18 protein-coding genes are annotated in these 18,365 nt (G+C 65.3%); 9 read left to right on the top strand and 9 right to left on the bottom strand.

From position 1 onward, the window contains the following. Positions 1-34: 34 nt before the first annotated feature. On the bottom strand, positions 35-493 hold the full coding sequence (locus tag ACIBJI_RS00380; protein ID WP_364353620.1) for a MarR family transcriptional regulator: 459 nt from the start codon (positions 491-493) through the stop codon (positions 35-37). 123 nt (positions 494-616) lie between these two features. On the opposite strand from ACIBJI_RS00380, the gene ACIBJI_RS00375 reads away from it, so the two are divergent. Both ACIBJI_RS00375 and ACIBJI_RS00370 read left to right on the top strand, forming a co-directional pair. Continuing rightward, positions 617-1,609, top strand: coding sequence for a superoxide dismutase (locus ACIBJI_RS00375; RefSeq protein WP_364353623.1), 993 nt, complete (start codon positions 617-619; stop codon positions 1,607-1,609). A 218-nt stretch (positions 1,610-1,827) separates the two neighbouring features. Continuing rightward, positions 1,828-2,850: a DUF6585 family protein gene (locus ACIBJI_RS00370; RefSeq protein WP_364353626.1), complete on the top strand. Its 1,023-nt coding sequence runs from the start codon at positions 1,828-1,830 to the stop codon at positions 2,848-2,850. A gap of 261 nt (positions 2,851-3,111) precedes the next feature. Here ACIBJI_RS00370 and groL read toward each other — a convergent pair whose 3' ends face one another. Further along, positions 3,112-4,737 carry a chaperonin GroEL gene (gene groL / locus ACIBJI_RS00365; RefSeq protein ID WP_364353629.1) on the bottom strand — a complete coding sequence of 542 codons (1,626 nt, stop codon included), beginning with the start codon at positions 4,735-4,737 and terminating at the stop codon, positions 3,112-3,114. A 224-nt stretch (positions 4,738-4,961) separates the two neighbouring features. Further along, the gene (locus ACIBJI_RS00360; RefSeq protein WP_364353632.1) at positions 4,962-5,261 is read right to left on the bottom strand and encodes a hypothetical protein; all 300 of its coding nucleotides are present in this window, start codon (positions 5,259-5,261) and stop codon (positions 4,962-4,964) included. A gap of 160 nt (positions 5,262-5,421) precedes the next feature. Between ACIBJI_RS00360 and ACIBJI_RS00355 the strand changes: the two genes are divergently transcribed. Both ACIBJI_RS00355 and ACIBJI_RS00350 read left to right on the top strand, forming a co-directional pair. Then, positions 5,422-6,096, top strand: a complete 675-nt coding sequence (locus tag ACIBJI_RS00355) for a suppressor of fused domain protein (RefSeq protein WP_364353635.1) — start codon at positions 5,422-5,424, stop codon at positions 6,094-6,096. Between the two features lie 44 nt (positions 6,097-6,140). Next, the gene (locus tag ACIBJI_RS00350; RefSeq protein WP_364353638.1) at positions 6,141-8,198 is read left to right on the top strand and encodes an NAD(+) synthase; all 2,058 of its coding nucleotides are present in this window, start codon (positions 6,141-6,143) and stop codon (positions 8,196-8,198) included. Between the two features lie 180 nt (positions 8,199-8,378). Here the strand turns inward: ACIBJI_RS00350 and ACIBJI_RS00345 are convergent, their stop codons facing one another. The 5 genes from ACIBJI_RS00345 to ACIBJI_RS00325 form a co-directional block, all read right to left on the bottom strand. Continuing rightward, the gene (locus ACIBJI_RS00345) at positions 8,379-9,116 is read right to left on the bottom strand and encodes a Clp protease N-terminal domain-containing protein (RefSeq protein WP_397082568.1); all 738 of its coding nucleotides are present in this window, start codon (positions 9,114-9,116) and stop codon (positions 8,379-8,381) included. Positions 9,117-9,231: 115 nt separating this feature from the next. Further along, positions 9,232-10,107 (bottom strand): RNA polymerase sigma-70 factor, encoded by an 876-nt coding sequence (locus ACIBJI_RS00340; RefSeq protein ID WP_396958334.1) that lies wholly within the window; start codon positions 10,105-10,107, stop codon positions 9,232-9,234. Positions 10,108-10,335: 228 nt separating this feature from the next. Beyond that, positions 10,336-11,238 carry a CDP-alcohol phosphatidyltransferase family protein gene (locus tag ACIBJI_RS00335; protein WP_397082566.1) on the bottom strand — a complete coding sequence of 301 codons (903 nt, stop codon included), beginning with the start codon at positions 11,236-11,238 and terminating at the stop codon, positions 10,336-10,338. Beyond that, complete coding sequence (locus tag ACIBJI_RS00330) at positions 11,235-11,957, bottom strand: phosphatidylserine decarboxylase (RefSeq protein ID WP_396958232.1); 723 nt, start codon at positions 11,955-11,957, stop codon at positions 11,235-11,237. The genes ACIBJI_RS00335 and ACIBJI_RS00330 overlap by 4 nt, the downstream gene beginning before the upstream one ends. Positions 11,958-12,134: 177 nt before the next feature. Continuing rightward, a complete protein-coding gene (locus ACIBJI_RS00325) occupies positions 12,135-12,407 on the bottom strand; it encodes a GlsB/YeaQ/YmgE family stress response membrane protein (RefSeq protein WP_364353653.1) in 273 nt (90 codons plus the stop codon). A 223-nt stretch (positions 12,408-12,630) separates the two neighbouring features. Between ACIBJI_RS00325 and ACIBJI_RS00320 the strand changes: the two genes are divergently transcribed. After that, positions 12,631-13,659, top strand: coding sequence for a beta-ketoacyl-ACP synthase III (locus ACIBJI_RS00320; RefSeq protein ID WP_364353656.1), 1,029 nt, complete (start codon positions 12,631-12,633; stop codon positions 13,657-13,659). Between the two features lie 222 nt (positions 13,660-13,881). Here ACIBJI_RS00320 and ACIBJI_RS00315 read toward each other — a convergent pair whose 3' ends face one another. Next, positions 13,882-14,337 carry an SRPBCC family protein gene (locus ACIBJI_RS00315; protein ID WP_364353659.1) on the bottom strand — a complete coding sequence of 152 codons (456 nt, stop codon included), beginning with the start codon at positions 14,335-14,337 and terminating at the stop codon, positions 13,882-13,884. Positions 14,338-14,545: 208 nt separating this feature from the next. On the opposite strand from ACIBJI_RS00315, the gene ACIBJI_RS00310 reads away from it, so the two are divergent. The 4 genes from ACIBJI_RS00310 to ACIBJI_RS00295 are packed head-to-tail and all read left to right on the top strand — an operon-like array spanning position 14,546 to position 18,290. Then, positions 14,546-14,731: a hypothetical protein gene (locus tag ACIBJI_RS00310; RefSeq protein WP_364353662.1), complete on the top strand. Its 186-nt coding sequence runs from the start codon at positions 14,546-14,548 to the stop codon at positions 14,729-14,731. A 21-nt stretch (positions 14,732-14,752) separates the two neighbouring features. Beyond that, positions 14,753-16,420, top strand: a complete 1,668-nt coding sequence (locus tag ACIBJI_RS00305) for an FAD-dependent oxidoreductase (RefSeq protein WP_364353665.1) — start codon at positions 14,753-14,755, stop codon at positions 16,418-16,420. A 14-nt stretch (positions 16,421-16,434) separates the two neighbouring features. Further along, positions 16,435-17,940: an ATP-binding protein gene (locus ACIBJI_RS00300; protein WP_397082564.1), complete on the top strand. Its 1,506-nt coding sequence runs from the start codon at positions 16,435-16,437 to the stop codon at positions 17,938-17,940. Further along, the gene (locus tag ACIBJI_RS00295) at positions 17,937-18,290 is read left to right on the top strand and encodes a UBP-type zinc finger domain-containing protein (RefSeq protein WP_397082562.1); all 354 of its coding nucleotides are present in this window, start codon (positions 17,937-17,939) and stop codon (positions 18,288-18,290) included. Before ACIBJI_RS00300 ends, ACIBJI_RS00295 begins: the two co-directional genes overlap by 4 nt. Positions 18,291-18,365: the final 75 nt, after the last annotated feature.

The following is an 18,365-nucleotide window of genomic DNA, read 5'->3' as shown; positions in this document are numbered from 1 at the left end:
CTGTATCCCAATGGCTCCCGGGTCGATCCGGGAGCTATTTTTTCGGCGCGGATTCGGGGCGAATGGAGTCGAGCAGGTCGGCGCAGCGGGTGAGCAGTTCGCGCAGCGCGGCGTGTTCAGCCTCGGTGAATTCGTCGGCCAATGCGCGTTCCACGCGCACGGCACTCGCGTCCGCCTCTTGCGCGAGCGCCGCGCCCGCTTCGGTGAGGCGGGTCTCCAGGACGTTCTTGTGCCAGGCGTGCGGGGTGCGCTCGATGAGGCCGCGGTCCTGGAGATTGGTCAGGATCGTATTCATGGTCGGCGGGGTCACCCCGCACAGCCGGGCCAGCGCGGCGGCGTTGATACCCGGGTTTTCGATGAGGAACAGCAGGGCCCCGTACTGGGGAACGGTGAGGCCCGCCGGTTTGAGCGCCGCGCTCTTCGCCGAGTTGAGGGCCTGTTCGGCGCGCTTGAGATACGAGCCGAGGCGCTCGGAGGAGTGCATGGACGTCATATCCGCATGGTAACTGCCCGTCTGCTCATTAGAGCCTTGACGTTGATTAGAGTTCTAATATATGTTCGTGCACGTTCCAAGATGTGAACACATCTGGATGTTCGACTACCAGGAGCCACGAGCATGTTCCGCACCATCTCGTCCATGGCCATCGCCATTGCCTGCACCGCAGTCGCGGCATGCGGTACGGCGACGGAGGCCGTGAGCCAACCAGCCATCCACATCAGCACCGCCTACGAACTGCCCGGTGATCGCGTCTATCCGGAGGGCATCGCCGTCGATCCGCGCACCGGTGACACCTACGTCGGCTCATACGCCAACGGCGCCGTCTACCGCGCGACACCCGGTGCCACACGGGCCGAAATCTTCTTGCCCGAGGGGGCCGACGGCCGCAAGACCGCGAATGGACTGAAAGTCGATGCGGCGGGGCGACTGTGGGTTATCGACTCGACGGCCGGAGTCGCGGTGTACGACACCGGCAGCCGTGCGCTGATCGCCCGCTTCGATGTCACCGGCGCCGGACCGAGGCTGGTCAATGATCTGGCCATCACACCGGACGGCAGCGCATATCTGACCGACAGCCTGCGACCGGTCGTCTACCGGGTCACCCCGGAGCAGGTCATCGCGGCACACGGCGGAAAGGCCGATCTGACAGCACAATTCGACCTGAGCACCAGCATCAGCCCGCATACGCCGGACGCGTTTACCTTGAACGGCATCGCGTCCGACGATTCCGGTCGCTATCTGCTGATCGTTGACATGAACTCCGGTGAGCTGTATCGCGTTGCGACCGCGGCGAATTCGCCGGCCCCGATTAGCCGGGTGACCATGCACGGCGCCGATCTGAAACACGGTGACGGACTGGAATTGCACGGCAGCACGCTGTGGGCGGCCCAGAATGCCAGCAACGCCATTACCCGCTGGAAGATCACCGACGATGGCGCGACCGTCGAACTGGAACGCAAAATCGCCGACGAATCCCTGCGAATTCCCACCACATTGGTGCGCAGCAATGATCGGACGCTAGTGGTCTCTTCCCAATTCGATAAGGGCGGGCCGATGGGACCGGGCACCCCGACCATGCCGTTCGCCGTCCTGACGGTCGACGGATTCTGATCCCGTCGCGCGGCCGGTCCGTTCAGCGGACCGGCCATCGGCTTATTCACGGCATGACGACTTGATCTAAATCACAACGAAACGCGCGCACTCATCGCGGGTATGCCGTCGCGATGACGTAAGCTCGGCCGACTGACCGGGCACGAGGCTGGGGTGGCGACCTTCGGTCGAGTGTCATACGCTTCGCCGCGGAGGAAAACCGCCTCATGGAGGGACAATTGACCACTCCGAGCCATGGCGATGTCGGAACCGGCGGCCTACAAAAGGTTCCACTGTCGCAGCTGATCCACTTGATGGCCGAATATCAGAAGCTCGGCACGCACCGACAGACGTTTCTACCGGCGCCGGCGAGCGACAGCCTCGTGCGCGGCTACGGGATCGTCGCGGGCGGGTTCGCGGCGGTCGGAGTTATCTGTGTGACGGTCGGGGCATATCCCGGTGCGCTCGCGATCGGTCTGCTCGCCCTGGTGCCCGCGTCCTTGGCATTCTTCCGTGGGCGGCGCAATCGTCGGCACCGCACGGCTCGGCTGGATCTATTCGAATTCGGCATGACCGTGTATCGCTCGGGGGAGCAGGTGGCCGGATTCCGCTGGAACAGTGCCGAAGTGCGCCAACAGGTCATCCCTTTCCAGAATTCCGCCCACACCGAGTACTCACTGCGGATGTCGGGCCCCGACGGCGCCGAGGCCGCATTCGACGACACCCTGTTCGGCGAGGCGCGTGAATGGGGCAGGGCCATCCAATCGGCCGTCACCCTGGCCCAACTCCCCCGTGCCGTGGCCGCCATCGATGACGGTGCGACCGTCCATTTCGGCGAAATCGCCCTCGACCTGGCCGCACTCTATTTCCGCAGCCGGGCCTACGCCTGGGAACAGATCCAATTGATCGACGCCCGAAGCGGTTTGGTCCGCATGAAGGTAGACGGCAACTGGGTCTCGCTCACCCCCGTCGGCCAGATCCCCAACTTCTACATCTTCAACGAACTCGCCGAACGTTTACGCCTGGCCGCCGCAGCAGAATCGGCCGCGATCGAACCAGCGGATCCCGAACTGCCCGCCATCACACCGGCCGTCGAACCCGATCAACGCACGCTGGTAGTCGAACCCCACCCACCCACGCCGGTAATCGACTCCGATCCAATGGTCGGCAATGCTCCCGAGACATCCGCCGATCAACAAATCGAACCCCCAACCCAACGACCAACGGCACCCGCAAAGCAGCCGATGGCCCCATCGAAATAGCCCCCGCCCCAATACCTTCCACCGAATCGGTAGCTACAGTGCTTTGATCCGCTCGCGATCGGCCATTCCGTTCAACGCTGTCGAATAGCAGCGGCGAAATCGAAATCCCCCTCCGATAACCACCCACACACAACCCGCAGGCAAACCCATAGCGCCCTTAGAACTTCCGCCAGACCAAGGCTGCCGTTCAGATAGACCGAAGGCCGGTCCACCATTGGTGGACCGGCCTTCGGGTCTAGAAGTGGTGCTGGGGGGCGGGACTCAGAAGTCCATGCCACCCATGCCACCGGTCGGGTCGCCAGCGGGAGCGGCGGCCTTCTCCGGCTTGTCGGCGACGACGGCCTCGGTGGTGAGGAACAGGGCCGCGATGGAGGCCGCGTTCTGCAGGGCCGAACGGGTGACCTTGACCGGGTCGGCGACACCTGCCGCCAACAGGTCCTGGTACTCGCCCGAGTCGGCGTTCAGGCCGTGGCCCGCCGGCAGGTTCGAGACCTTCTCGGCGACAACGCCGGGCTCGAGGCCCGCGTTGAAGGCGATCTGCTTCAGCGGAGCCGACAGCGCGACGCGCACGATGTTCGCACCGGTCGCCTCGTCACCGGTCAGCTTCAGGTCGTCCAGCGCCGGAGCCGACTGCAGCAGGGCCACGCCACCACCGGCGACGATGCCCTCCTCGACGGCGGCCTTGGCGTTGCGCACGGCATCCTCGATGCGGTGCTTGCGCTCCTTGAGCTCGACCTCGGTCGCGGCACCGGCCTTGATCACCGCGACACCGCCGGCCAGCTTGGCCAGACGCTCCTGCAGCTTCTCCCGGTCGTAGTCCGAGTCCGAGTTCTCGATCTCGGTGCGGATCTGCGCGACGCGGCCCTTGATGGCCTCCGCGTCACCCGCGCCCTCGACGATGGTGGTCTCGTCCTTGGTGATGACGACCTTGCGAGCCTGGCCGAGCAGCTCGATGCCGGCGGTCTCCAGGGACAGGCCGACCTCTTCGCTGATGACCTCGCCACCGGTCAGGATGGCGATATCGGCGAGCTGCGCCTTGCGACGGTCACCGAAGCCCGGCGCCTTGACGGCAACGGACTTGAAGGTGCCGCGGATCTTGTTCACGACCAGGGTCGACAGGGCCTCGCCCTCGACGTCCTCGGCGATGATCAGCAGCGGCTTACCGGCCTGGATGACCTTCTCCAGCAGCGGCAGCAGGTCCTTGACGGTGGAAACCTTGGAACCGACGAGCAGGATGTACGGATCCTCGAGGACCGCTTCCTGACGCTCCGGGTCGGTCACGAAGTAACCCGAGATGTAGCCCTTGTCGAAGCGCATACCCTCGGTGAGCTCCAGCTGGAGCCCGAAGGTGTTGCTCTCCTCGACGGTGATGACGCCTTCCTTGCCGACCTTGTCCATGGCCTCGGCGATGAGCTCACCGATGGACGAGTCGCCGGCCGAGATGCCCGCGGTAGCAGCGATCTGCTCCTTGGTGTCGATCTCCTTGGCCGAGGCGAGCAGGCGAGTCGTGACGGCCTCGACGGCCTTCTCGATGCCGCGCTTCAGGCCCAGCGGGTTGGCGCCGGCGGCGACGTTGCGCAGACCCTCACGTACGAGCGCCTGGGCGAGCACGGTGGCGGTGGTGGTGCCGTCGCCCGCGACGTCGTCGGTCTTCTTGGCGACTTCCTTGACCAGCTCGGCGCCGATCTTCTCGTACGGGTCCTCCAGCTCGATCTCCTTGGCGATGGAAACACCATCGTTGGTGATCGTGGGGGCGCCCCACTTCTTCTCCAGGACAACGTTGCGCCCCTTGGGGCCCAGCGTCACCTTGACCGCGTCGGCGAGGGCGTTCAGGCCCCGCTCGAGGCCGCGACGGGCCTCTTCGTCGTACGCAATTGTCTTGGCCATTGCGTTGAGATCCTCCACATGTATATGGCTGACACACAGGACGATCGCAGGTTGGATCGTCCCATTTACGCTGGCCAGGTTCGGTGCCCGCGACGGACGACCGAGGGTGTCGATGGAACCCGGTCTCACCGTCCCGACCTGGCACTCACACGTCGAGAGTGCCAAGCCCTTTTTAGCACTCAGGGGTAGCGAGTGCAAGGTCCGCCGCGCAGCTCAGCCCCGACTCAGGCCGAGCTGCGGTCGTCCACCCGGAGTATCAGTGCGACGAACGCATCGGCCCGGCGCTCCTCGGGCGTGCGTGGTTCACCCTCATCGACCGTTACGAGTTCGGCGTCGTTCAGCAGCAACTCCGCCTCCACCCGCATGATCGCCCGAATGAACGGTGGCGCGACATCGGGCGGCAGGTCGCCGTTGATGATGTAGCTGCCATCGGGCTGCGATTCGGTGGAGACATAGGTCAGCGCACGCTCGAGATCAGCGCGTCGTTCCCCCGCAACCAGGTCGGAATCCATCTCATCCGCCATTGCTATAGCTTACCGGTGCGGCGGAACAGCCCTTTCCCGACAGGCCGACCAGTCCGGAATCCGCCGCGCCGCCCCGGATCGCGCGACCGGCAAATGGCTGCTCGCCAATGACTATCCATGTGGCGCGGCGCATGATCGGCGCCGACCTTATGGTGTCCAGGTGAGTGAAAGTCCCGGCTGGAACGCTATCGACGCCGCGTTGGAACAGCTGTACCACGACACCGCACCCAGCCATTGGGGGACGGGGGTCCCCTGGTCGCTCGGCGGGCCCGATCCGCTGGACGGCATCAGCGCTTATCCGCGCACCGAACCGGTCCCACACTGGCACTACATCAGCTACGGCATGACCGAGCTGTACGAGAAGGAATGGGATAGCCCCGACGAATCGGGCTGGGGATTCGAATTCACCTTCCGGCTACTGCGCACCCCGGCCGACGAGAAACCGCCGGTCTGGCCCGCGAACTTCCTGCAGAATCTGGCCCGGTATGTGTTCCAGTCCGGGAATTGGTTCGCACCCGGCCACACCATCAAGTCGAACGGTCCGATCGCCGCGGACCATCCGGATTCGGATATCCAGGCCGTGGCCTTCGCCGTCGACCCGGAGCTCGGCGCCATCGACACACCGCACGGGCGGGTGCAGTTCCTGCAGATCGTCGGCCTGACCATACCGGAGTACCGGGCCGCGCAGGGCGGTCACACCCAGGCCGTGCTCGACGTACTCGCGCCGCGGCTGCCGCTGTTGGTCACCGATATCGAACGCGGCCCGCTCATGGAGGAGCCGAAGACGAAGGCGAAATGGCCGCGCTGGGGCGGGGGTCTGCGCGGGCGGGCGTAAATTTCGAAGTGCAGGAAGATCAACGATCCCGAAAGGGGACGCCCGTGCCCGCACTGCCGTTCAACTCGCTCTATCGGCACGGGTTCGCACGGGTGGCGGTCGCGGTGCCGCGGATCCGGGTCGCCGATCCCGCGTTCAATGTCGAGCAGACACTCGAGCTCGCTCGGAAAGCGGCCGCCGACGGCGTGGTGCTGACGGTCTTTCCCGAACTCGGACTCGCCAGCTACACCGCCGACGATCTGTTCCACCAGGACGCGCTCGATGATGCGGTCGGCACGGCAATCGAGCAGATAGTCGCGGCGAGCAGGGAAATCGACACGGTGCTGTTGGTCGGTGCGCCGGTGCGGACCCAGGGTCGGCTGTTCAACTGCGCGATCGCGGTATGCCGCGGCAAGGTACTCGGGGCCGCGCCGAAGAGCTATCTGCCGAACTACCGCGAGTTCTACGAGAAGCGCCAATTCGCGGCGGCGCGTGAGACCTTGGACGATCACATCACGATCGCCGGTCAGCGAGTGCCGTTCGGTTCCGACCTGTTGTTCACCGCGACCAATCTCGACGGCTTCGTATTCCACCTGGAGATCTGCGAAGACGGCTGGGTTCCGTTGCCGCCCAGTGGGTATGCCGCACTGGCCGGTGCGACGGTGCTGGTCAATCTGTCGGCGAGCAATATCGTCATCGGCAAGGCCGACTACCGGCGCGCGTTGTGCACCTCACATTCCGCGCGTTATCTGGCCGCATATCTATATTCGGCTGCGGGACACGGCGAATCGACTACCGATATGGCCTGGGACGGACAGGCACTGGTATGCGAGAACGGCGACCTGCTCGCCGAGGGCGAGCGGTTTTCCGACCACCCCCAGTTGATCACCGCCGATCTCGATCTGCAGCGGCTGGCCGCCGATCGCATCCGCACCACCAGTTTCGCCGACAATGTGCACGATCACCGCGACCGTCTGCTACGGCTGCGGCGCATCGAAGTGGAGTTGCCTATTCCGACGAGCGTCATTGCCTTGCGCCGCGAAATCCAGCGGTTCCCTTACGTTCCCAGCGATCCGGTCGCCCGCAACGAACGCTGCGCCGAGGTGCATCACATCCAGGTCGAGGGTCTGAGCACCCGCTTGCGCGCGACCGGCAGTCAGCGGTTGGTCATCGGCGTCTCCGGCGGACTGGACTCCACCCAGGCACTGATCGTCGCGGCCAAAACCATGGACCGGCTCGGACTGCCGCGCACAAATGTACTGGCCTACACCATGCCCGGCTTCGCGACCAGCACCCGAACCCGCACCGACGCGCACGCACTGATGGACGCACTCGGCGTGACCGCGCAGGAGATCGATATCCGCCCATCCGCTAACCAGATGCTGCGCGACCTGAATCATCCTGCTGCCGAAGGTATCGCGCAGTACGACGTGACCTACGAGAACGTGCAGGCGGGCGAGCGCACCTCGCATCTGTTCCGACTCGCCAACCAGCACAACGCACTCGTGGTCGGCACCGGCGATCTCAGTGAACTCGCCTTGGGCTGGTGCACTTTCGGCGTCGGCGACCATATGGCGCACTACAGCGTGAACGCCTCGGTCCCCAAAACACTGATCAAATATCTGATCGCCTGGGCGGTCGATACCCATCAGTTCGGCGCCGAGGCAAGCCGCGTGCTGTCATCTATTCTGCAAACCGAGATCTCGCCGGAGCTGGTGCCCAGCCACGATTCCACTACCCCGGGCCAGAGCTCCGAGGCCACCGTCGGCCCCTATGAACTGCAGGACTTCCACCTCTACTACCTGCTGCGCTTCGGCTACCGCCCGAGCCGGGTCGCCTACCTGGCCCGACACGCTTGGTCCGAGCTCGAGCGCGGCAGCTGGCCGGACCTCATTCCGGCCGACCAGCGCAACACCTACGACCTGCCGACCATCAAACACTGGCTCGCCGAATTCCTGCGCCGCTTCATCCAGACCAGCCAGTTCAAACGCTCCACCCTGCCCAATGCCCCGAAAGTCGGTTCGGGCGGCTCACTTTCACCCCGCGGCGACTGGCGTGCGCCGAGCGATGCCTCCGCCGCCGCCTGGTTGGACGAACTCGCCCGCAACGTGCCGGAGCACTGAACCGCCGTCACGCCGCAACGGGCGCAGGGTATTCGAGCGGTATCCGTGAGGCGCGCCGCGCCGATGTCCCCCGCGATCGGATGGCCCGCCGCTGCCGTGCCCTGGCCGCGTGCGCGCATCGAATGCCGAGGACTATCCAGGCAATTCGACGTCGTCCGGCGACGAACGCGGCCCAGACGTTCATGACTTCTCGGCGGCGATCACCGACAGCAGTTCGGCCAGATCGGCTTCGGCTTTCGCCTTGTCGACGCCGAGAGCGGAAAGGATCCCAGAACCGTTCTCCTGTTCGAGCAGTGCGAGCAGAACATGTTCGGTTCCGATGTAGTTGTGTCCCAACCGAAGTGCCTCACGGAAGGTCAGTTCCAGCACCTTCTTGGTCTCGGCTCCGAACGGAATGAGCGCGGGCAAATTCGCAGGGTCGGCGGGCCGCTGGGCGATGGCGGCTGTTGCCGCGTCCCGGACCGCATCGAGTTTTACTCCTTGGGCGATGATCTCCCGGGCCCCGAGGCCTTCCGGCTGTGACAGCAGGGCCAGCACCAGATGTCCGACGGCGATCTCCGGATGACCGGAGGTGCGTGCCGCTTCCTGGGAGGCCACCACCATCTTCCGTGCGCGCGGGGTGAACTTCGCGAAACCCGCATTGGGATCCATGGCCGCGGCCTCCGCCGGATCACCCGGCCCCTTCGGCACGAACCGCTTCTGCGCCGCCTGTTTGGTGACACCCATGCTCGCGCCGATATCGGTCCACGAGGCGCCGGAGCGGCGGGCCTGATCTACGAAGTGACCGATCAGATGATCGGCCACTTCGCCGAAATGCCCGGCCGTGACCACGGCATCAGAGAGTTGGTCGAGCACATTGTCCGGACGTGCCTTTTTGATGCCCTCGATCAGATCGTCGAGTCGTACGTTGATTGTCATGCGTCAACCATAAGTTGACGATCCGGTTCTCGTCAACCAATAGTTGACGATATTCAGGGACACGCCGCCGAGGACAGCCGACCGATCCCTGACAGGCCTCGGATAATGACCCGCGTCACTCCCGCCCGATATGGGTCAGCTTCTCCGGGTTGACGATCAAGCGCAGCGCGGTCACCACATCCTCGAGGGTGTCCACACCGACCACCAGCGCGGGCTCCCCCGCCAATCGCACGACGACCGCGAGCGCGCCGTTGATCTCCTCCAGCGCCATCACCATCCCCGGTACTTCCCAGCGGAAAAGTCCGGCCACGTACCGCGCGACCGCGGGAGCTCCGACAATCGGACGCCGCGCCGCGGTGACCTGACCGCCACCGTCCGCGGTCGAGACGACATCGGCCGCGAGCAGCCGCTCCAAGGCCTCGATATCGCCGACCCGCGCCGCCTTCAGGGAGCGTTCGATCAGTTCGCGGGCCTGATCGGCAGGAACATCGAAACGCGGCCGCCCCTCGCGCACCCGGATACCGGCCCGGCGGAAGATCTGCTGCGAATTGGCCTCCGACACCGCGAGCATGTCCGCGATCTCCCGGTGGGCATATCCGAACGCCTCGCGCAGTACGAAAACCGCCCGCTCGATCGGGCTCAACCGCTCCAATGCCGTCAGCAGCGCCAGCGATACCAGCTCACGCTCCTCCACCGTCTCCAGCGGCCCGAGCTCACCGCGCGCGGTCGGCACCGGCTCGGGCAACCAGGGCCCGACGTAAGTCTCGCGGCGCGCCCGCGCCGAAACCAGCCAGGTGCGGCAGAGATTCACGACCGTGGTGGTCAGCCATGCCTCGACCGAACGAATCGTGCTGCGGTCGGTGCCATCCCAGCGCAGGTAGGTCTCCTGGACCGCCTCCTCGGCCTCGGACGCGGAGCCGAGCATCCGATAGGCGAGTGCGAACAGACGCGGGCGATGCGCCTGGAATTCGCGCAATCCGTCCGGTTCCACCGCCACCTTCTTCCGTGCTCGGCCGCCGAAGATGACGGTACCGGTCGCGATCCTCCCGGCCTTCGAGAGTTCGCCGGCCGATCCGATGGTCCGGCCACCACCGAAAACCCGACCCAGATCGAATCCCCAGAATCCCAAACCACCAAGTGCCGCAACGCTGCTCATAACTGCAGCATTCCCGTGCGACCTAGATGATTCCTAAAGGAATACCTGGCAACCCGCAACGGCTCAGTGGTGCAGGTCGTCCAATCGATGTTCCTTACCCGGACTACGCAGCCGCAGGCGGCTCGCCCCGCGGATCACCGGACGCCGCAGCGCCGGCCGTCGCCGCTGTGCCCGCCGCTGCGCCCGCCGCTCGGACGGCTTGTGCTGCCAGGTTTCCGGACGCGCGGCTACCCAGCGCTGCGAATGCCAGGCGAACGGGATATGCCCGAGATACAGCGCGACCAGCACCAGCAGCAGCACGATCGGATAGGTGATCAGCGCCGCGGCCGCGAGCGCGGTCAGCACCAGCAGCCCGGCCGCAGCCTGCGGCGCCACCGATACCGACTTCATGGCCAGCGTCGGAATCGTGCTGACCGCCAATGCCGCCGCGAAGATCGTCCAGACCGCGACCTCGTAGTAGCCGACCCACCAGCCGTCACCGAACTGCACGTACAGCCCGATCGGCACCAGCGCGATCAGCGCCGCCGCGGGAGCGGGCACGCCGACGAAGTACTCGCGCGACCACTCCGGTCGAGTGTCGTCGTCGAGCAGGGTGTTGAACCTGGCCAGGCGCAGCACAATGCTCACCGCGAAAACCAGCGCGATGATCCAGCCCGCGCTGTTGCTGTCCAGCAGCGCGATGTAGATCACCAGACCGGGCGCGACACCGAAGGAGATGGCGTCGGAGAGCGAATCGAGTTCGGCGCCGATCTTGGTGGTGGCGTCGAGCATCCGGGCCAGCCGACCGTCGAGGGTGTCCAGTACGGCCGCCGCGCCCACCATCGCCAGAGCGATGTCGAGCTTGTCGTCCAGGGCGAATTTCACCGCGGACAATCCGGCGCACAGCGCCATGATTGTCACGATGCTCGGCAACAGCCGGATGGACCGGCGCCTTCGCTGCGGTGTGGGCAGGGCCTGCTCCATCATGAGTCGGTGGCAAGTACGGCCAGCACGGTCTCGCCCCCGATCGTGCGCTGTCCGGGTTCGACGAGTAGTTCGGTACCCGCCGGGAAGTACGTGTCGACCCGGGATCCGAAACGGATCAGGCCGTAGGTGTCGCCGATGGTCAGTTTGTCGCCGGCCTGCGCGTCACAGACGATGCGCCGCGCCAAGAGACCCGCGATCTGCACGACCACGAGCTGTGCGCCACCGGGGGTATCGATGACCATGCTGTTGCGCTCGTTCACCGCACTGGCCTCCGGCAGATCCGCCGAACGGAACTGACCGGATTGGTGCAGCACGGTGCGCACGGTGCCGGAGATGGGCGTGCGCTGCACGTGCACGTCGAGCACCGAAAGGAAGATGCTCACGCGCGGCAGCGGCGCATCGCCGAGGCCCAGTTCGGCGGGCGGAGTCGCGGTATCGACCAAGGCGATCTCACCGTCGGCCGGTGCGACGACCACGCCCGCCCGATTCGGCGGCACCCGGTTCGGATGCCGGAAGAAGGTTGCGCAGGCCGCGGCGGCCAACAGCCCCGTGCGGCGCACCCACTTGCGCTTACCCCCGATTACCGCCACCGCGAGTGGAGCCGCGACGAAGGGCAGCCCGGCGGGATGCAGTGGGGGAATCGCGGCCCGGACCAGATCGACGACATGGCCGACTCCGGTCGTTTCGGGCGTGCCGGGCGGGGTGGGACGGCGTGCCACAGGCTCCTCTTTCGTGCTCGATGCAGACGGTTTGCGCCCCTCAACGATAGGTCCGGCGCAAGCGTTCACACCTTACGGGAACCGAGCCTGTGGCACTGCGGCGTTTGCGTCGGGCCCGGAGGAGGCAGCCCGTGTGACCACGGATGGCCCGCAAACGCCACAAATCCGACACAGTTGTCAGCTCATGGCTTTACGGCCGGTGAACAACCGCACCAGGAACAGCAGAATCACCGCGCCACCGAGGCAGGTGAAGAAGCTGAACCAGAGTCCGCCGCCCTCGACGTCCACGCCGAGCACCTTGAGCAGGAATCCGCCTAATAGGCCACCGACCACCCCGACCACGATGTTGAGTAGGATGCCCTGTTGCGCATCCGTCTTCATGATCTTGCTGGCGATCCAGCCGGCGAGACCGCCGATGATGATCCACCCGATTATCCCGAGTCCGAGCATGGTGTCCTCGAATCACTAGTTGGGTCAGCGCCGCACCACAGGGCGCGCTTCAGGGGTATACCCGCCAAATGTGAGAATACGCACTCCCAAGACGCGCGACTCGGGCTAATATGAGGGGGCCTCATGTCTACGGTGACGTAGGCGGCCGGCCGATGAGGGACTCATATCTTTGCTTTCGGGGTAGCACCCGGCGGCGCCGCCGCAGGTACATAGGAGACGCATCATGGCTGCTCGAATCGCCCAGACAACAGGGGCTGAGCACACGGCGATCCTCGGGCTCGGCGTTTACCGCCCCGCCCGAATCGTCACCAACGACGAGGTGGCCGGACCCATCGACTCGAGTGACGAGTGGATCCGCACCCGTTCCGGAATCAAAACGCGGCGCTTCGCCTCCAAGGAAGAGACGATTCACAGCATGAGCGTGGCGGCCTCCCGCGGCGCGCTGGAATCCGCGGGAGTCGAAGTCGATCAGGTCGACTGCGTCATCGTCGCCACCTCCACCCACCTGTTGCTGACTCCTGCGGCCGCGCCGCAGATCGCGACCGAGCTGGGCATGAACGGCACCGCGGCGTTCGATATTTCGGCCGGATGCGCGGGCTTCTGTCACGCGCTCGCGCTCGCTTCGGATCTGGTGCGTGCCGGAACCGCCGGACATGTGCTGGTGATCGGCGTCGAGAAGCTGACCAACACCATCAATCCGAAGGACCGTGCGACCGCCTTCCTGTTCGCCGACGGCGCGGGCGCGGTGGTGGTCGGACCATCCGAGGAGCAGCGCATCGGGCCGACGGTATGGGGGTCGGACGGCACCCAACACCACGCGATCCGACAGGACAAGGACTGGATCGAATTCTTCGAAGAGATCGAGGAGAAGGGCCTGGACGCGGTGCGGCCCTACCTCGCCATGGAGGGTACGGCGGTATTCCGCTGGGCCGCACATTCATTGGAGAAGGTGTGCCGCGACGCCATCGATCGCGCGGGCCTATCCACCGACGACCTGGACGCGATGATCCCGCACCAGGCCAACGGCCGGATCATCGAGATCATGGCCCGGGTGCTCAAGCTGCCCGAGCACTGCGCACTCGCCAACGACATCGAGGAGACCGGAAATACCTCGGCCGCCTCGATTCCGCTGGCCATGGAGGCGCTGCTGCGCAAGGGTGAGTCGAAGCCGGGCGATACCGCGCTGCTGATCGCCTTCGGTGCCGGTCTGTCCTACGCCGCGCAGGTCGTGACCCTGCCCAACTGGCAGTAACCCAGCCCAGCCCCCGGTGACCTTCACCGTCTCGGTCCGCAACAACAACTGCCGCCTGCCTAGAGTCGACCTGCCGGGCAGTTACTTCTCGCATACCTTCGTGGTTGGGACGCGGCGTTTCGTGGGGTGAGTCGGTGCACGAAAGGTGTGCGAGGGCAACGATTGACGGGCCCTGCGATCAACACGACAGGGTGTTCCCGACGCTCGCGATACAACGGAGGCCTATGCGGCTGCCTCGACCGCGGACTTGATCTTGTCGAGCGTCACCTTCATCCCGCGCTCGAGCTCTTCCTCGAACAGCGCCTCGCCGCCCATCGCGGCATCGATGGACTTGCGGGAGAACCAGGTGGTGCCGTTGGGCACATCGCGGCGTTCGATCAGCCGGGTGCCGGTATCGGTCGGCTCCAGCGTGTAGCTCCAGATGCTGCGGTTCTCGTTGATCCGAAATGCGAAGGCCTGGTTGGGCTCATAGCGCACGATGCGCGCGGTGGTCGGCCAGTATTTCTTGCCGTCGGTATTGAGGTTGATCGTCCAGGTGCCCGCCTTCGGGGTGCCGAGCGCGAGCATCCGTACGCACTGCGGGCTGAACTCCGGCATCCGCTTGAGATCGGCGACAACGGCCCAGACCTGTTCCGGCGGTGCCGCGATCTCGATCGTGGCTTCGATATTTTTCGGCAACGTTGCCTCCGAGGAACTGTGTGAGGGATGTCCGTCTAGCACGACTTGTCGGTTCGGCAAACAGCCTAGTCGGCGGCTGTTGGAAGACAAATGTGTCACTTTTTCGCGATTTGTTCACCCGGCTTTGTAATGGCGCGCGCACAATGTCGGATAGACGAAGCATCAGACACTGCCACAAGCTTTTCCGTCAAGCGTGAGGTGATCGGCCGTGAAACTGCGCTCGCTCTTACATCGACGCCACCTGGATCAGGTTCCGCTGCTTCCCGCCATCGCACCCGAGACACCCGCAACTCGAGACATCTCCACGCCACGCTTCGCACACCCTATAGACGAACAACTCGAACGCCTGCTCACGCCCACCGAACTCGACCTGGTGCGCGATCATCGCGTTTGACGAGCGTTCCATACTCGATAGGTGACTGCATCCGCTGCTACGAAACCGGCCATCCTCAGTGTCGACGACGATCCGGGAGTTTCCCGCGCGGTCGTCCGCGACCTGCGCCGCCGTTATGGGGCCGAGTACCGGATTCTGCGCGCGGAGTCGGGCCCGGACGCGCTCGACGCACTGCGTGAGATGAAACTGCGCGGCCAACCGGTCGCGGTACTGATCGCCGATTATCGGATGCCGGGCATGGACGGCATCGAATTCCTCGAGCAGGCCATGGATCTGCACCCGTACGCGCGCCGCGTGCTGCTGACCGCCTACGCCGATACCAGCGCCGCGATCGATGCGATCAATGTCATCGACCTGGACCACTATCTGCTCAAACCGTGGGATCCGCCGGAGGAGAAGCTGTATCCCGTCCTCGACGGACTGCTCGAAGCCTGGCGCAGCAACGACCACAAACCCGTCACCGAGACCAAGGTGGTCGGTAACCGCTGGTCGCCGCGGTCGTCGGAGGTGCGCGAATTCCTGGCCCGCAATCAGCTGCCCTACCGCTGGTACCTGGCCGAGGAACCCGAAGGCGCACGGCTGCTCGAGGCCGCGGGTGCCGATCCCAATATCTGTCCGGTGGTGATCACACCTGGTGGGCAGGCGCTGGTGCAACCGAGCGACGGCGAACTGGCCGAAAGCGTCGGGCTCAACACCAATCCGACCGGTGACTTCTACGACCTGATCGTGGTCGGCGGTGGACCCGCCGGACTCGGCGCGGCCGTCTACGGCGCCTCCGAGGGCCTGCGCACGGTGCTGGTCGAGCGCACCGCGACCGGCGGCCAGGCGGGCCAGAGTTCGCGCATCGAGAACTATCTCGGCTTCCCGGACGGGCTGTCCGGCGCTCAGCTGGCCGATCGGGCGCGGCGGCAGGCCGCGAAATTCGGTGCCGAGGTGATCACCACACGCGAGGTGGTCGGGCTCGAGGTGAACGGGTCCGCGCGCACCGTGCGGTTCGCCGACGGCGGACGGCTCTGCGCGCACACGGTGATCATCGCGACGGGTGTGGACTACCGGCGTCATCCCGCACCCGGCGTGGACGATTTCACCGGGCGCGGTGTCTATTACGGCTCGGCCATGACCGAGGCCTCCGAATGCGCCGACCACGATGTCTACATTGTCGGCGGGGCGAATTCCGCGGGGCAGGCGGCAGTATTCCTGTCCCGCAACGCGCGCACGGTGCATCTGGTGGTCCGCGCGGATTCGCTGGAGAAATCCATGTCGCACTATCTGATCCAGCAGATCGGGCAGATACCGAATATCCGGGTGCACACCGATAGCGAAGTGATCGCCGCCGACGGCGACGATCACCTGCAGCAGATCGTGCTGCGCAACAACCGAACCGGCGCGGAAGAAAAAGCCGAGGCCGAACGGTTGTTCCTGTTCATCGGTGCCGCACCACAAACCGACTGGCTCGATGGCGTGGTCAAGCGGGACGAGGCGGGCTATGTGCTCGCCGGTCCCGACCTGCTCGTCGACGGAACCAGACCCGCGGGCTGGGAGCTACCCAGACCGCCGCATCACCTGGAGACCAACGTCCCCGGCGTTTTCGTCGCGGGTGACGTGCACGCCGACTCGGCGAAGCGGGTCGCCTCGGCGGTCGGCGAGGGTGCGATGGCGGTCATGCTCGTGCATCGGTACCTGGCGTGATAGGAGGCTGGACCATGAATTCGAAGGAGACAGCGGATCGCAGCAGTCATCTGGTCTGCGATCCGGCGGAGCTGCGCAGCCTCTTTCTGTTCGAGAAGCTCACCGACGAACAGCTGGAGCTGCTGTGCGCCCATGGCCGCATCGAGATCATCGAAACGGGACTGGTCTTCCGGGAGGGCGATCCGGCCACCTGCTTCTACGTGATGATCGAGGGCGAGGTGCAGCTCACCAAGCTCTCCGGCGGCGCGGAGATCGAGACGACGCGCACCGACTACCGCGGCGCGTACGCGGGCGCGTGGACCGCCTACCTCGGCGACAAGGTCGACCAGACCTACAACGGCTCGATGTATGTGACTCGCAGGTCGCGGTTCTTCGTGCTCGACGCAGGCAGTTTCGCGCGCATGATGCACGACTGGTTCCCGATGGCCGTGCACCTGCTCGAGGGCGCGTTCTTCGGCAACCGCAAGAGCAACGAGCGGATCGCCCAGCGCGAACGCCTGCTGGCGCTCGGTTCGTTGTCGGCTGGTCTGACCCATGAGCTGAACAACCCGGCCGCCGCCGCCGTGCGCGCCACGTCCGGGCTGCGCGATCGGGTCGCCGGCATGCGGCACAAGTTGGCCATGATGGCGCAGGGCAAGTTCGACACCGCGTCCCTGGAGGCGCTGGTGCGTCTGCAGGAGGAGGCCGCAGCCCAGGTCGCGAAGGCCCCGGAGCTGACGACACTGGAGGCCTCCGAGCGCGAGGACATCCTCAGCGAATGGCTGGAGGATCACGGCATAGCGGACGGCTGGAACCTGGCCCCGAATTTCGTGCAGGCGGGTTTCGATGTGGACTGGCTGGAACGGGTTTCGGCTACCCTCGAGGGCTGCCCCGACCAGGTGTTCCAGGGCGCGATCCGATGGCTGAACTACACCATCGAGACCGAACTGCTGATGAACGAGATCGCCGATTCGACCACCCGCATCTCCACCCTGATCGGTGCGGCCAAACAGTATTCGCAGATGGATCGGGCACCGTTCCAGGTGGTCGACATCCACGAACTGCTCGACAGCACGCTGGTGATGCTGAGCCGCAAACTCGGCGACGGCGTCGAGGTGGTCAAGGAGTACGACCGGACACTGCCCGAAGTGCCCTGCTACGCGGCGGAATTGAATCAGGTGTGGACCAACCTGATCGATAACGCGGTGTACGCGATGAACGGCCAGGGCAAGCTCACCATCGGCACCAGGCACGAAAACGATTGCGCCGTCATCGAGATCGGCGACACCGGTCCCGGCATCCCGGCCGAGGTGCGCAGCCGCATCTTCGAACCGTTCTTCACCACTAAGCCGGTGGGCGAGGGAACCGGTCTGGGCCTGGACATTTCGTTCCGGATCGTGGTGAATAAGCACCACGGCGATATCCAGCTCGATTCCGAGCCGGGCAATACCAGATTCACGGTTTGGCTCCCGCTGCATCCTCCCGAGGACATGCCGGAGTCCGGCGACCGTTCCGAAGCCGATGCAGGAGGTCAGTCATGACACAGGAGTTGGAAGGTATCGAACCCGCGGTCGCGCCGAGCGGTTCGGGTTGTCTGGAATGTGAAGCGGCCCAGGGCTGGTGGGTGCATCTGCGGCGCTGTGCGCAGTGCGGGCATATCGGCTGCTGCGACACCTCGCCGGAGCAGCACGCCTCCAAGCACGCCAAGGACACCGGACATCCGTTCATACAGAGCTTTGAGCCGGGCGAGGATTGGTTCTTCGACTTCCGCTCCGATGAGATGTACAGCGGCGGACCGGAACTCGCACCGCCGACGCATCATCCGGTGGACCAGCCGGTGCCCGGGCCGCGCGGTCGAGTGCCCGCCGATTGGCAGAGCCGCATCCACTGACCATCAGGGATCGTTTGGCAGAACGCAACGTAAGGCCCGCACCGCACTGTGGGCTCCATGACAACCCAACGATCT

This window comes from Nocardia sp. NPDC050408 (assembly GCF_044458905.1).
In the GTDB taxonomy this organism is placed as follows: Bacteria; Actinomycetota; Actinomycetes; order Mycobacteriales; family Mycobacteriaceae; genus Nocardia.
The sequence above is the reverse complement of the archived record's forward strand: the minus strand, read 5'-3'. Positions and strand labels throughout refer to the sequence as shown.

Bases quoted from the DNA above. Each gene is read 5' to 3' on its own strand.
- ACIBJI_RS00380 (WP_364353620.1), bottom strand. From the start codon at position 493: ATGACGTCCATGCACTCCTCCGAGCGCCTCGGCTCGTATCTCAAGCGC.
- ACIBJI_RS00360 (WP_364353632.1), bottom strand. From the start codon at position 5,261: ATGGCGGATGAGATGGATTCCGACCTGGTTGCGGGGGAACGACGCGCT.
- ACIBJI_RS00375 (WP_364353623.1), top strand. From the start codon at position 617: ATGTTCCGCACCATCTCGTCCATGGCCATCGCCATTGCCTGCACCGCA.
- ACIBJI_RS00345 (WP_397082568.1), bottom strand. From the start codon at position 9,116: ATGACAATCAACGTACGACTCGACGATCTGATCGAGGGCATCAAAAAG.
- ACIBJI_RS00320 (WP_364353656.1), top strand. From the start codon at position 12,631: ATGGCTGCTCGAATCGCCCAGACAACAGGGGCTGAGCACACGGCGATC.
- ACIBJI_RS00300 (WP_397082564.1), top strand. From the start codon at position 16,435: ATGAATTCGAAGGAGACAGCGGATCGCAGCAGTCATCTGGTCTGCGAT.
- groL (WP_364353629.1), bottom strand. From the start codon at position 4,737: ATGGCCAAGACAATTGCGTACGACGAAGAGGCCCGTCGCGGCCTCGAG.
- ACIBJI_RS00335 (WP_397082566.1), bottom strand. From the start codon at position 11,238: ATGATGGAGCAGGCCCTGCCCACACCGCAGCGAAGGCGCCGGTCCATC.
- ACIBJI_RS00325 (WP_364353653.1), bottom strand. From the start codon at position 12,407: ATGCTCGGACTCGGGATAATCGGGTGGATCATCATCGGCGGTCTCGCC.
- ACIBJI_RS00295 (WP_397082562.1), top strand. From the start codon at position 17,937: ATGACACAGGAGTTGGAAGGTATCGAACCCGCGGTCGCGCCGAGCGGT.